Below are 13,593 nucleotides of genomic sequence, written 5' to 3' on the forward strand. Positions count from 1 at the left end.
CCCTTAATAGAATGTAAAAAAACATTTAATAGAATGAAAAGAACATTTCATGATAAATGGCAGACTTCAGAAGTTATAAATCAGCAGTTTCTAGCTCCATCTACTCTTCAATACGACGGTTGGAAGAGGCACGAATAATCAATTCCGTTGGTAAAAGAGTGCGTAACGAATCAAAAGTCACTGTGGAATGATACCCTTTCGGACCTCGCGCATCAGCTATGCCATTTGTACCTTGCATCAGTTTGGATACAGCAAGCTCCCCCATCTCGAAAAAGGGAACCCTGACGCTACTCAGCGCTGGAACTGCCATCTCGGCCGCATCCGAGTCATCGTAGCCTACAAATGCCGGAAAATCCTGGGTACGTACGCCTCGTTCCCGCAAGCCATGCATCACACCAATGGCCATCCTGTCATTCGCTGCAAATACCGCATCAATCTCATGCAAACGATCAGCTATCGAAGCTGATGCCTCAATGCCGCTACGCCTGCTGTAGTTGCCTTCAAATAACAGACTAGAATCCAGCTCCATGCCCGCCTCATACAGCCCCAATCGCACACCCTCCAATCGATCCTGACTGTTCGAATAGCTGTCGGGTCCATTCAAAAAAGCGATTCTACGATTTCCCTGATCGGTAAGATGACGTATAGCAAGCCTGCTTCCCTCCACATGATCAGCATCCACTTCCATGAATGACTCATTCGCAAAATGCTGATTCATGACGCAAAACGGGTGCCCTTCCCGATCCAGCTGCTGCATGGCCGCCAGCTCATCCTGATCATGTCTCGCACCAAGAATGATACAGGCATCAATTTTTTGTCTGCGAAACAGATCGGTATAATTCATGGCCTCACCTGCGGTTTGAAACATGACCAGCAGATCAAGGCCGTTGTCTCTCGCTTTGCTTCCGATACCACTTAACATTTCCGAGAAAAAATAGGCTGAAAACAGATGTGCCTTCGGAACATACGGCAACACAACGCCCAAATTGCCGCTCTTACTTCTGGCAAAGCTGCGAGCAAGTGCACTGGGTACATAGCCTAGCCGCTCGGATGCTTCAAGTACCCTGCGGCGAGTCTCTTCCCTGATGGGTCCAACTCCGTTTAAAACTCTGGACACCGTCGCTTCGGAAACTCCCGCAAGCTCAGCGACTTCTCTGCGAGAAGCCATGTCCTTCACCTCCTTCAGATGAAATGTGCACGTAAAAATCAAAAAATTTATCGAGAACATATATTTATGTACGCGCGTACATTTTCTCATGCCATGTAACCGTTGTCAATGCAAAAACAACAAAAAGAATGAGGAATTCGGGATTCACCTTTTTTCCTCATTCTTATTTGTCAATAATGTAGCGCACAAGTGCGTTCTATGATTTTAATATATAGATGAAGTAAACATTTTAACCTTTTGTAATTACGCTTGTTTCCTTGGCAGACTGACTGAATTCAGCCTGTTCCATCTCTTTAGTCAATTTCCGGACCATGCGATCTGATGGCTCGGAGGAAGCCTGAAGCTTACGAACCTTATGCAATACCTCTTTGTTCGGCAGGAAATGCAGGGAACGAATAAAACGAATGGTTTTCGTTTTGGCACGCATGACAATCGAATCTGTCTCCGCCCGGTCATCTGCAAGATAACGCACGCCGCCAAGAATCTCACCAGGCGTTACTCCCGTTGCGGCAAAAATAACGTCCTCTGTACCGATCATGTCTTCCATCGTCAACACTTTGTAAGGGTTATCAATTCCCATCTGCAAGCAGCGCTGAAATTCATCTGCATTGGCTGGCATCAAACGGCCTTGAATCTCTCCTCCGAGGCAGGACAAGGCTGCTGCAGCCAGCACGCCTTCAGGGGCACCACCTGATCCAACATACAGGTCAATACCCGCTTCAGGGAAAGCCGGAGCCATCGCTCCTGCAACGTCGCCGTCACTAAGGAATTTGATCCGCACGCCAACTTTGCGAAGCGCTTTGATCGTGCTCTCATGCCGTACACGATCAAGGATCATGACCGTGAGATCAGAGATATTTTTATTTAGCGCAGCAGCCGCTTTTTCCAGAGTCACCTCAATCGGATCTTCAATGCTAACTTTGCCTACCAGCGCAGGACCAACCGCCAGTTTCTCCATATACATGTCCGGAGCGTGAAGCAGATTTCCTTTTCCCGCCACCGCAATGACCGATAATGCATTGTTCAGCCCTTTAGCCACAATCTCTGTACCTTCCAGAGGATCAACAGCGACATCAACCTCCGGTCCCTCCGCATTGCCGACTTCTTCACCGATGTACAACATTGGGGCTTCATCCATCTCCCCTTCCCCAATCACGACCGTGCCTCGAATGGACACGGAATCGAACATGGCACGCATGGCTAAAGTAGCCGCTTCGTCTGCACTATTCTTGTCGCCTCTTCCCATCCAAGGAGCTGAAGCTAAAGCCGCCAATTCTGTTACTCGGACAATTTCCAACGCCAGTTCGCGTTCCATGGTTGCCACTTCCTTTCTGATTTCCCACAGCATAACGTGAAGGTCATCTGAAAATCTATCGCAAATCCATATCAAATCAATCTATAAATAGCGTAGCATCAGCTTTTTCATGAGATTTCCCTTATATTTCTATTTATTAATCCGAACAATTCAACCTGATTTAGGAGTAGCCTTAAGGCATGTATAAATTCCTTTTTTTGTATTAAAACATTAATATTTTTTCCAATTTCTATTATCGTTTTTTTCTCTCCTGTAACATCAGGAAATTTGTGTTGCCATTCTAAACTTGTGGAGTATTGTAACCCTAGCTCTGACTGTCATTTTAGCCAAAAGTCAGATGGTTGACCTGCCCATTTTTCAGTAGAATCGAAAACGATTTTCGGGAAATAATCTGGTGTATAAAAGTTTCAAATAAAATGGAATTTGTTCACAACAATCGAGTGTCTCTTCTGTGTCGAAATTCAGTTCATAAAAGAGTGAATTTTAGTATTAATCAGGACTTTAGCATTCCCTAATACCATAGATGTCATCTATAAAGGATATTGAAAAAAATAAGTTTACATAATATTTGTTATGAATACAAATCCATTATTACACTTATAAAAATTACATTTACTACCATAAGTATAGCTTTCTAAAATAAAACATAACTCCCTTCAGCCTCGGATTTTTATCCATACGCCTCTTTCTTTACACATAACAAAACAAGACCGGATCAGTTTAACGAGATACTGACCCGGTCTTGCTTGCTTTCGTTTAAGGTTCCACACCCCATACCAACTGATCACTTACGTATCCGGTTATTTTGCTGTGATTACCATATTGATTGCCCGTTGCCATGAAGGAATAATCATCGGACTGATTGTAATTAGACCAGTTATTTTTAGAAAACCGAGCTTGTATCTCTGCGCTTTCACCCGGATTCAGCACCCCGGCGTTACTAGTGAACCCCAGTTCAACATAGTAGTCAGCACCAGTTACTGGTGTGTCCAGCTTGATGAAGGTACTGGTAACGTTGGCACTTCCTACACTTGCCCAATCTGACCAGAAAGTCTGGGCTTGCTCACCATCAATCGTATAATAATACCGCACCTTTACATCACTGAGATGAATAGCCGTATTCCCGGAATTAATCAGCTTGAACTTGGGTGCGATACCGTTCGTCGAAGCGCTCGTATTGCCGTTATACGCCTGAATCGTTAGCTTGCTGTCTGGTGGTACTACAACAATGGAACTATCGATTACATTCAACTTAAGAACAGCATCTTTACCATTGTTGAAGTGAAAAGTTAGGCTCGTTTGTCCAAGCGGTAGTGTTGTTAGATAGGCTTGCTTCAGCATCACTGTTGATTCAGATGCCGTATAATGCTGGCCGGAAACCAGATTCACACCTCCCTTAGAAACGCCCGTAAACTGATGCCCATTCAAGGTAAGCGAAATCGTAATATCCTCAGCATGACTTGTTTCCTTGTCAAAGGTTGCACTTCCGGGTGAGATGACCGCACTTGGATTGGGCTGGTTCGCCTTCAGATCCGGCAACTCATCCAGAGTAATGACATAATCGCTTTGATAGAGCGTTTTTAACGTGGAAGCATAGTTAAATGCTTCGCTCATCAGATGCTCGCCGTACCACGGAAGGAAATAAAGCCAGCCCGCTTTTTCCTCTGTCAGATTTTTCACGCTTGGAACGGTATCGTTCTCTGTCATTGCCACCATTTTTTTGCCATTGGTCAAGTTCACAAGCTGATAAAATGTGGACGTAATAGCATCCTCATTAGGCACACCGGATAATCCATCGTAACGATTGTAGATCGTATTGTATTTGTCAAAGCCCACAAGGTCTACTTGATCATCCCCCGGATACCAAGCTGGTGAAGTACTGTAAACGTAGCTGTTGTAAGTCCAGATCAGGTTATGCAGGTCATACGTTTCAGTCAGCTCGGTGTAGATCATATCCCACAGCTTCTTATACACATCCGCTCCGGCAGAAGCCCACCAGAACCAGGCTCCCTCTCCGTTCAGTCCTCCGTTCCCTTCTGCTTCATGGTAAGGACGGAAAATAACCGGCACATCGTTATCCTGTAATATCTGGAGCTGCTCCGCCAGATCTTCAATGGTCATCATGACATACTGATATTCCTTCGTACCAGGAATGACAGCCTTTGCGGTATCAAAGTTCGTTTCGGTTGGTTTGTAGGTCGCCTCTTTCCAATCGACAAAATCGCCAAGTTGATACGTAGTAAAGTTACGCGGCACATTGATATGCCAAGATGCGGTTGCAATGCCTCCGCGGTTGTTCACCCAGTCGATCAACCGATCCGTTGTACCATCTTCCCAGCCATAAAGCGGGTTGTAGTTCATAAAATCAAAACCGCGAATGGCCGGATATTTACCCGTCAAATCATGAATCCACTCAAACTCCAGCTCAGAATTTCCGTCATTCCCTCCTCCATAGATCTCCTGTTGCCCCGATATGATCTTGTGTCCGTATACCTCCGTTAGATAATTCATCAAAAGCTGTGTTTCCGGCGTAGCCTGTGAATCCGTGAGCACAGGTTGTACGTTTAGCGGATCAAGATCGGCATAATCCACTGTGAACGTATCAAAATACGCATAACCCCAGCCAGCCTTCAGTTGAATTGTGTTGCTTCCCTTGTTTAATTTGTGGAAACCAAAATCATAATCCGACCATGTTGTCGTATATGGAAGCATGTAAGAGCCTTTCGTTACCCCGTTCACTGCCAAGTATTGAAGTCTGCCATCCATACTAAGCTCCTGCATAAAACGGGTGGAAATACTGTACATCCCCGTTTCGGGAACGGTTACATCTAATGTGATCGTTCCCGATCCCTGCATCCAGACAAATCCGCTTCCCGAATAACCTGGCTTCGGCTGTCCGTAAATCTGAGTTACCACTTGCAAATCCGAGGTTAATTGTGCATCTTCACCTTCAATCGTGAGCAATGGGGCATCCGCTTGCGCAGGTGCAGGCAATGCCAGCATACCCAACAACAAGGTACTGACCAGCATGATTGCCAATGCTTTCCGAACCCTCTCCCTCCATCCATTCTTCGTTCCCATCTCCATTCGGAACTTCATTGCCATCTCCCTTTCCATCTGAAATGTGAGAGCGAAATGTGCATAACCCTATTCATGATGGCGCTTTCATATGTAAACATATCACGAGTGGATAAAATTGTAAATATATGGTTATATGAATCAAATAACACTATGTGTATCAAGACAATATAATCATCATACCTCAGGAAAACTTCACAAACTTAAATCCCGAAAACGCTTAAATTTTTGTTTTTAAACACTATGTTTTTTTAACAATCTAGTCATGCTTATGTAACGAACCTCTTCATTCATCTGACACTTGAAGAAACATACTTTATTCTTTTTTTATCCCCTGACATCCAAGTAATCAGGAATTCGGGTAATGTGCCTTTGCTTTTGTCCGAGGCAAGCTCTTCCACGTTTTTCGTTATATTTAAATGGTAGTGACCATCAGGTGACGACACATCATGATATTCGATCGTATCATTCGGGTATACAACCATAACCTTTACGTTACTTGCTTTTTTCGCCTTAATCATATCAAACGTTACAGTTGCATTGTACATTCCCTGATCTTCCCCGTAACTTTCGACAACCTGACTCGTATTTACGACAGCCTCATTATTCTCAATGTAGTTTACAAGTAGCATAATCACAAGCAGACTTAACACTGTACCGAGAAACACATGTTTTTTCTTCATTTTTAATCACCCCGCACAAAAAAATAAGAATTTTCTACGGGCAGCACTTGATCTCCACTCGCAGGAAATTCTCTATTATTTTTAATATTACCATATTTTTGTGTAAAGATTGATATTTTCTTTCTTCGGACATTCAGGTTTCAGCATTATCTGTTTGTAAAATGTTTACTGTTGATGTGCTTGCGCCTTCTTTCATCGCTGTTTCAACCGTTCCTTGGGCTGTATAACGCTCACTTGCCTTATTTACCGCGCGTATGATTCCCCCATAACCTGTACAGCGACAGAGATTACCGCATAATCCGGTTTCAATCTGCTCCCGAGAAGGATCAGGACATGCGTCCAGCAAAGCCTTGGTTGAAATAATCATCCCTGGAGTGCAGTATCCACACTGAAATCCGCCTTCTTCCACAAAAGCTTGTTGAATCGGGTGCAACTCTCCCTCTTTCTCACCATGCAGTCCTTCAATGGTCGTAATGTCGCTTCCCTCACTCTGATACGCCATCACGAGGCAGGCATTAACTGGCTCTCCATTCATGAGAATCATGCACGCACCACAACGTCCGACCTCACAGGATACTTTGGTTCCCGTTAGTTCTAGTTGATTCCGAAGGATATCGACAAGCCGCGTTCCGGGAGAAACGGACAGTTTTCTCAGTTGCCCATTCACTCTAGCGCTCCATGTCTGTTCAAGAGGCTGATTATTCATGATGGCTTCACTCCTTCTGGCAAAAGAACATTCAACGGCTTGCTGAGTTGCTCGCGCGGCACGGGGAGCTGAATAACCCATACACCTGTCGCCTGGTGTATAGCTGCAGTAATTGCAGGGGCAAGTGCAACGGAACCAATCTCGCCGATTCCTCTAGGTCCGAATGCATCTCCTTCAGGCAGATCTTCAATGGCCTCGACTTCAAGATTCGAATGAATATCCTTGATTGTCGGAATTAAATACGTATCCAGATTGGCTGTGACGTAACGGCTCTGCTGCATGACAGCATCCTCGGTTAATGTAAATCCAAGAGCCATCACACTGCCACCTTCAATCTGGCCTATATAGCCCATCGGATTGATTACCGGCCCCGCCGCCACAATATGTCGTGTATCCAGAAGTTTGCTTTCGCCCGTCAGCGTATTGACCTCCACCTCTGCGGCTACAGCGGCATACGTGTAGAGGTAATGACCACCCATGACATTGTCAGGCGTAGTCGGATAATGAAAGGTGGTGTCAAAAATCCATTCCTGCGCATCGTCCTGTTTTACAAGATCCGCATAAGCGATGACTAAGCGAGGGGCAGAGGTTGAAGAGGAATCGTCTGATTTCATCCAAATTCCCTCACGCCCTGTCATGAGTTGCTCTGCTGGAATTCCAGAAAACTGCGATGCAACTTTAAGTAGCTTTGTACGGAACGGGTGCTGCAAGCGTTGCAAAGCCATCCAGGCCATCGTGGTGGAACGGGATGCCGTACTGGAGCCACTATGGGGTACACGGTCTGTATCCCCAATAACAATGCTCAGGTCTGATGGTTGGCACTGGAACAGATCACAGAGCATGATCTCCAGTGTGGCGACAAGACCTTGCCCGAATTCCTCGTAGCTGAAAGCCACCTCAATCTTGCCCTCCGCATTCAGCGACAAACGTCCGCCAGCCGGATCTGGTATGCCGTAACCAAGCCCGGCGCCATGCATCGCGATGGCCGCACCTATTCCTCGCTTGATCCAGGGTGGGCGGGACGGTTCCTCTTGGACATGAAGTTTTTTCTGCCATAGCTCCGAGCGGTCCAGCGCCTCCCATACTTGATATAGTCCATCCGTGGGCAGAATGCGCTGGTTCAAGGGACCCGGATCATGTTTCTGCCGCAGATTACGCCGTCGAAACTCCCAAGGGTCCATATCCATGATCTGTGCCAAACGGTCCATCTGACCTTCCATTGCAAAGATTGCCTGATTGCCTCCGAATCCCCGAAACTCTCCGGATAATCCATTGTTTGTATACACAGATACCCCTTCTACATCCACATGCGGAATCATATACGGCCCCATACAATGCTCGGTACAGAAGTTTAATACGGGTGCTCCAAGCGTTGCATACGCACCGGTATCTGCCGTAATACGAACCCGATGTGCCTGCAATATCCCCTCACGGCTTATACCCGTTTGCATCTCGATCTTCATCGGATGACGCTTCAAACCAGCCCGAACGGATTCTTTACGCGAGTTGTGCATTTTAACAGGGCGGCCGCATTTTAACGCGAGCAGTGCACCGTAAGGTTGCACGTTCAATTCATCTTTTCCGCCAAACGAACCACCAATAGGTGAAGATACCACTCGAATGTGTTCTTCCGGGCAGCCAATAATACGTGCGAGTTGCATGCGATCCTTATACCCATGCTGTGTTGCCGCATAGACATGAAGACGCCCCATCTCGTCAGGCACAAACAGGCCTCCCTCTGTCTCCATATACGCATGCATTTGTCTTGGCGTATAATAAGTCTCCGTTACAATATGAGCACAAGCGGCAAAAGCTTGCTGGGCATCTCCACGTTTGATCTCTGTACGATGAAGCACATTGCCTGGACCATGTGGATGCAGTTCAGGCGCCCCAGGAGCCAGTGCTGCAGCCGTGCTGTCTAGCGGCTCCAGCTCGTCATACTGTACGCGAATAGCTTCTATGGCGAGCAAAGCTCGTTCAGGTGAATCGGCCGCAACCGCGGCAATCGCATCCCCCACATAACGAACAACATCTTCACAGAAGACGGGCTGATCCGGGGTTGCGATTCCAAAGCGGTTGAGTCCAGGCACATCCTTGGCCGTTAACACCGCATATACACCCTCCATCGCCTCCGCTTCCGATGTATCGACGGACAGTAGCCGTGCATATGGATATGCACTCCGCAGTACTTTTCCATAGACCATGTCGGGCAAGGACATATCTGTTAGATACTGCAACTGTCCCGTGACCTTTGGAGGGCCATCCGGCCGCAGATGCCAGCGATTCCCACTCTGTTCCCGGTTAAGCAGCATGATGTCTCTCCCCTTCCATTGCTCCTTTTTTAAGCCCAGCCTGAATTGCGATTATCTTCGTTGCGATCTAGGTTTCCGGGATTCCTTAATACACTGCTTGGTATAGATGCTTTTGATGCTGTATGCTTCACAGATACTGCCGGCTATGGATGAAAAGCCTGCCAAAGCCCGGCCCCAAGCATATTTCCTGCCGACTGGATCCTGTAGCTTTCGCTTGCAAAAGCATCCGTATAGGATACAAATTCAGCAACAGCCTGCGTTGCAAGCCCGGCGGCTTGAGAAGCATCCGCTTTTCCTGATCGAAGCCACTGCTCCGTTTCGGTCAGCCTCACCGCCATACCAGAGCCGCCACCGACAGCAATCGCAATGCGTGCCCATCGCCCGTCATCCGGGTTAACCTCACCGTGAAAAGCTACCGTGACAAGCGAGGCAGTAAATGCCTCTCTACGGCCTAATTTACGATAGAAGGAAATTTGATGATTTCGTTCGGATAGGGATTGCTCGGAATCGAACGTGTATTGTTCAGAATCATAAGACGTTAGATTTACTGCGGCATTTCTGGACGGAATATGAATGGAGATTAATACATCATCTGCATTCAGCTTGCTATCACTTCCATTTTCAAGCCATAATGCCACGTGCTGCGTCTCCATACCGCGACAGGTCAGCCAGTGGAGCTCCGCGTCATATACAAGTAACGCCGGTAACGTATCCCCTATACCTGAAGCGATATTCCCGCCAATCGTCGCCAGATTTCGAACAGAAGGAGCTGCTATAGCCAAGATAGCCTGATGCAAAATGGGAAACTTGCCTAGCAAAGGATCTGCCGCACAATCTCTTAATCGGGTCATGGCTCCAATTACAATCTCATCCCCTTGGATCGAGATTCCATTGATCTCGGGAATGCAAGCCAAACTAACTAAATGTTCAGGTAAAACCTTTAATGCAGCCTCCCATTGTGTTCGCAATAACGTGCCTCCAGCTACATAACACCGTGTTCCTTCAATCTGTTCCCTAATGTTTTGTAATTCTTGTAACGTATCTGGCTGCCACACCGAGGGCTGCGCACCTGAGCCGTATCCCGGCAGTACCATGGCTCTCCCTCCTTTATTCCTCCATTTCATTTCCCCTACGTTCCCAATCGTTTGCAGTGTTCTCACGGAGTCGCGTAAATTCAGGCTTCCCTCCACATCCGCTCTTCTGCATATTTCAGAATTTGTTGCACTTGCAACTCCGTATCAGCGTCCCAGAAACTCTCTCGCCCTAAAGACACCTGTACCCCTTGGTATTTAGGATTACGGAGCATTTTGCGTGCTCCTTCATCTCCATGCAGGGATAGTAACGGGCCGAACATATGTGAGCGAAAAGCAACCGGGGGTTTACTCCCTTCATTGTCCGTACCCGCAACATAATCACACAGCGGATTAGAATCCAGTACCGCGGTGACCTGATTAATATTCTCTGTCGTAATCAGAGGCTGGTCTGCCATCAGCATCAGTACCCCCTTCGGTCTGTACTCCATCGCCGTCAATATACCGCAATGAATGGAGTTCGCCATGCCGCCAGCAAAATCGTTGCATAATACAAAACGCAATCTTTTTTCGGGATTATATGTGTAAGAGAATACCTCGTGCCATTTGGAAGGTAACCATTCAAGACTATCCTCTGGTTTGACCACACAGACGATTTGATCCAACCGGGAATTCAGAGCAGCCTCCAGTGTCCATGCTGCCAGTGCCCTTCCATCCGGCATCATAACCGATAGTTTATCTCGCCCAAGTCTGCTGCTCTTGCCAGCCGCCAGAACGATTCCTGTCGTTTGCATAAGCACTGCTCCTTTTTTCGGTTACTAACGCAGATTTAACAGTCGCCGGCTTACGTCTGGCCGCAATCAACTCTGCAACAATACTGACCGCGATCTCCTCTGGCCCATCTGCACCAATAGGCAAACCAACCGGACTATGCACGTGTTGTAATGGCGGCAAGCCATCGAACAAACGAGCTGTTCGGGTACGTGAACCCATGATGCCGAGATATGCATAGTTGCAGTTGCTACCTTTTAACAACTCTACCCATTCTCGTTCACGGGGGAATTGATGACTCATCAGGATGAGATAGTCGTACTTATTGATGTTCAGTTGCGGAAAAACTTCCTGAGGAAAACCGTGCACCAGTTCCACATCTGGAAATCGTTCAAGCGTACACAAGGACTCTCGCCAATCTGTGATGACAACTCGAAATCCGGCGGATTGAGACAGTCTGGCAACCGGTACAACATCATTTCCGGCACCAACGATAATCAAACGTGGTTTGGGCGTATATAGCGAAGTGAAATGTTGAGGAAGATTCCAAGGATTATTCCTAACCGCCAGATTAGGAGGACAGGACAAAGACAAATCATTTTTGGAACATTCAGGTTGTTCATTTGCAGTTAAATAGTGTTCTTGTCCTGGCTCGGCTGACTTGACTGACTCGACCTTCGAATAACTATACGTAACGTTAGTGTAATCTTCATTAAATGATCTCAAAAGAGAAACCGCCAATGCCGCATCCAAACATTGCCGCATCTGTTTCATCATGTCACGTAGCTCTCCACAGATCGGCTCAAGCAGAACCATTACAAGGCCACCGCAACCAATCGTTTCTCCCCAGGAAAAGTCATCTTCAGGCCGCATATCATAGCTAGCCAGCTCAAGTTGTTGCATCTCCAGCACGCGGCTCACCCTGGCTTGCAGGTCATTCTCCAGACAGCCAGGACTGATACTGCCGTACATCCTGCCATCCTCCGTTATAAGCATGGAAACCCCTTGTTTGCGATAGGCATGCCCCTCCACTTTAATCGCAGTAGCAAGTACACTCCGGGTTTCCCGAAGGGCAACGGCACACAGATCATGCATTTCCATCGGATTGCCCCTTTCTGCCCTCTGCCTTTCAACATGCACCTGTACTGTTTCGATGGCAACTGCTTCTACGGTTCCGACTATAACCGTTTCATTAGCCGTGCAATGCTTTTATCCGACTCTCGTAATACGATGCCGCGGTCAATGGTTTGTATTTTACGATTGTTCAGCACGATACTGCCATCAATGATGACCGTTTCCACACAGCTACGGGTAGCGGAATAAACGATACGGGAGTAAATGTCGGTCTCATAGGACGGGTACGTATGAAAATCATCAAGGTCCAGCAGGATCATATCTGCCTTTTTGCCGACTTCTAGACTGCCAATCTCTCTGGACAACCCCAGCACTTCCGCCCCGCCCATCGTTGCCATGTGTAACACGGTTCTGGCATCCATCACCGTCGGCCCGTGCGGCACCTTCTGGATCAAAGCTGTCATACGCATCTCCTGGAACATATCCAGATTGTTATTGCATGGTGCACCGTCTGCACCGATCCCCACTGCGATCTGCCGGTTCAACAGGTCGGGGATGTCCGCAATTCCGGAAGAAAGTTTCATATTCGATCCGGGACAATGGGTAACTTTGACACCACGTTTACGAATAATCTCCTTCTCTTCTTCACTCAGCCATACACAATGTGCAAGAACCAATCTGGGGGTAGCTAGGCCGATGTGATCAAGATAAACGATGTTCCGCATGCCTCTCTCGTGTTCGACCAGTTCGATCTCTCCACGATTCTCGGAAGCATGGGTGTGCACTTTGACGTGATATTTATTCGAGAGGTCACGTACTTCCGTAAGCAGTTGTTCCGTGCAGGATACAACAAACCTTGGACAAAAAGCATATTGAATACGACCTCCACCGAATCCGTTCCATTTTTCTAACAAATCAACACTTTGTTGCAGCGAATCCGCCGTATTCTCACGCAGAGGCTCAGGAACCTCATCTCCATGATCCATCATCACCTTGCCTGAGATGACCCGAATTCCACTCTGGGCCATCGCTTGAAAAGCCGATTCCGTATGATTCACGGTCTCCATATCCAGAATGGTCGTTGTGCCGCTAGAGATCAATTCGCCTAGGCCTAGCATTGCGGAGTAATACACCGATTCTTCGTCATGTGCCGCTTCTAACGGCCAGATGCGCTTGCGAAGCCAATCCATCAGCTCCATATCGTCTGCACGTCCACGAAACAACGTCTGGCATAGATGAATGTGGGTCTGGATAAAGCCGGGCAGTAACACTTTCCCTCGTGCATCAATGACTTGATCTGCCAGGTTCTCATCGATATGCACTGCCATTTCTTTGATTTTGTTATCTTCGATGAGAAGATCTCCCGTAAATACTTCCTCTTCTCTATTCATCGTGACCAATTGCGCGCCTTTGAGTAGAATCGTGCCCATGCCCATCTCCCCTATCCCGTCCTGT

The 13,593-nt window shown here is 47.2% G+C and carries 10 protein-coding genes; all 10 read right to left on the reverse strand.

From position 1 onward, the window contains the following. Positions 1 to 100: 100 nt before the first annotated feature. On the reverse strand, positions 101 to 1,168 hold the full coding sequence (locus FS818_RS08540) for a LacI family DNA-binding transcriptional regulator (protein WP_145331370.1): 1,068 nt from the start codon (positions 1,166 to 1,168) through the stop codon (positions 101 to 103). Between the two features lie 229 nt (positions 1,169 to 1,397). After that, positions 1,398 to 2,483 (reverse strand): class II fructose-bisphosphatase, encoded by a 1,086-nt coding sequence (gene glpX, locus FS818_RS08545; protein WP_145331373.1) that lies wholly within the window; start codon positions 2,481 to 2,483, stop codon positions 1,398 to 1,400. A gap of 756 nt (positions 2,484 to 3,239) precedes the next feature. Continuing rightward, positions 3,240 to 5,564 carry a glycosyl hydrolase gene (locus FS818_RS08550; protein WP_145332815.1) on the reverse strand — a complete coding sequence of 775 codons (2,325 nt, stop codon included), beginning with the start codon at positions 5,562 to 5,564 and terminating at the stop codon, positions 3,240 to 3,242. Positions 5,565 to 5,851: 287 nt separating this feature from the next. Beyond that, a complete protein-coding gene (locus FS818_RS08555; RefSeq protein ID WP_145331375.1) occupies positions 5,852 to 6,244 on the reverse strand; it encodes a hypothetical protein in 393 nt (130 codons plus the stop codon). Between the two features lie 133 nt (positions 6,245 to 6,377). Further along, positions 6,378 to 6,950 (reverse strand): (2Fe-2S)-binding protein, encoded by a 573-nt coding sequence (locus FS818_RS08560; protein WP_145331377.1) that lies wholly within the window; start codon positions 6,948 to 6,950, stop codon positions 6,378 to 6,380. Continuing rightward, entirely contained in the window at positions 6,947 to 9,262 is a 2,316-nt protein-coding gene (gene pucD / locus FS818_RS08565; RefSeq protein ID WP_145331379.1) for a xanthine dehydrogenase subunit D, read from the reverse strand. Before pucD ends, FS818_RS08560 begins: the two co-directional genes overlap by 4 nt. A 143-nt stretch (positions 9,263 to 9,405) precedes the next feature. After that, complete coding sequence (locus FS818_RS08570; protein ID WP_186375440.1) at positions 9,406 to 10,356, reverse strand: FAD binding domain-containing protein; 951 nt, start codon at positions 10,354 to 10,356, stop codon at positions 9,406 to 9,408. Between the two features lie 80 nt (positions 10,357 to 10,436). Beyond that, positions 10,437 to 11,087, reverse strand: coding sequence for an NTP transferase domain-containing protein (locus FS818_RS08575; protein ID WP_145331383.1), 651 nt, complete (start codon positions 11,085 to 11,087; stop codon positions 10,437 to 10,439). Continuing rightward, positions 11,029 to 12,165 (reverse strand): XdhC family protein, encoded by a 1,137-nt coding sequence (locus FS818_RS08580; RefSeq protein ID WP_145331385.1) that lies wholly within the window; start codon positions 12,163 to 12,165, stop codon positions 11,029 to 11,031. The genes FS818_RS08575 and FS818_RS08580 overlap by 59 nt, the downstream gene beginning before the upstream one ends. A 77-nt stretch (positions 12,166 to 12,242) precedes the next feature. Next, the gene (locus FS818_RS08585; RefSeq protein WP_145331387.1) at positions 12,243 to 13,568 is read right to left on the reverse strand and encodes a 5'-deoxyadenosine deaminase; all 1,326 of its coding nucleotides are present in this window, start codon (positions 13,566 to 13,568) and stop codon (positions 12,243 to 12,245) included. Positions 13,569 to 13,593: the final 25 nt, after the last annotated feature.

Origin of the sequence: Paenibacillus xylanexedens (assembly GCF_007680605.1) — a bacterium.
Lineage (GTDB): Bacteria > Bacillota > Bacilli > Paenibacillales > Paenibacillaceae > Paenibacillus > Paenibacillus xylanexedens_B.

Excerpts from the sequence above, each read along its gene's own strand:
- pucD (WP_145331379.1), bottom strand. The coding sequence starts at position 9,262 with ATGCTGCTTAACCGGGAACAGAGTGGGAATCGCTGGCATCTGCGGCCG.
- glpX (WP_145331373.1), bottom strand. The coding sequence starts at position 2,483 with ATGGAACGCGAACTGGCGTTGGAAATTGTCCGAGTAACAGAATTGGCG.
- FS818_RS08585 (WP_145331387.1), bottom strand. The coding sequence starts at position 13,568 with ATGGGCACGATTCTACTCAAAGGCGCGCAATTGGTCACGATGAATAGA.
- FS818_RS08555 (WP_145331375.1), bottom strand. The coding sequence starts at position 6,244 with ATGAAGAAAAAACATGTGTTTCTCGGTACAGTGTTAAGTCTGCTTGTG.
- FS818_RS08575 (WP_145331383.1), bottom strand. The coding sequence starts at position 11,087 with ATGCAAACGACAGGAATCGTTCTGGCGGCTGGCAAGAGCAGCAGACTT.
- FS818_RS08550 (WP_145332815.1), bottom strand. The coding sequence starts at position 5,564 with ATGGGAACGAAGAATGGATGGAGGGAGAGGGTTCGGAAAGCATTGGCA.
- FS818_RS08560 (WP_145331377.1), bottom strand. The coding sequence starts at position 6,950 with ATGAATAATCAGCCTCTTGAACAGACATGGAGCGCTAGAGTGAATGGG.
- FS818_RS08570 (WP_186375440.1), bottom strand. The coding sequence starts at position 10,356 with ATGGTACTGCCGGGATACGGCTCAGGTGCGCAGCCCTCGGTGTGGCAG.
- FS818_RS08580 (WP_145331385.1), bottom strand. The coding sequence starts at position 12,165 with ATGGAAATGCATGATCTGTGTGCCGTTGCCCTTCGGGAAACCCGGAGT.
- FS818_RS08540 (WP_145331370.1), bottom strand. The coding sequence starts at position 1,168 with ATGGCTTCTCGCAGAGAAGTCGCTGAGCTTGCGGGAGTTTCCGAAGCG.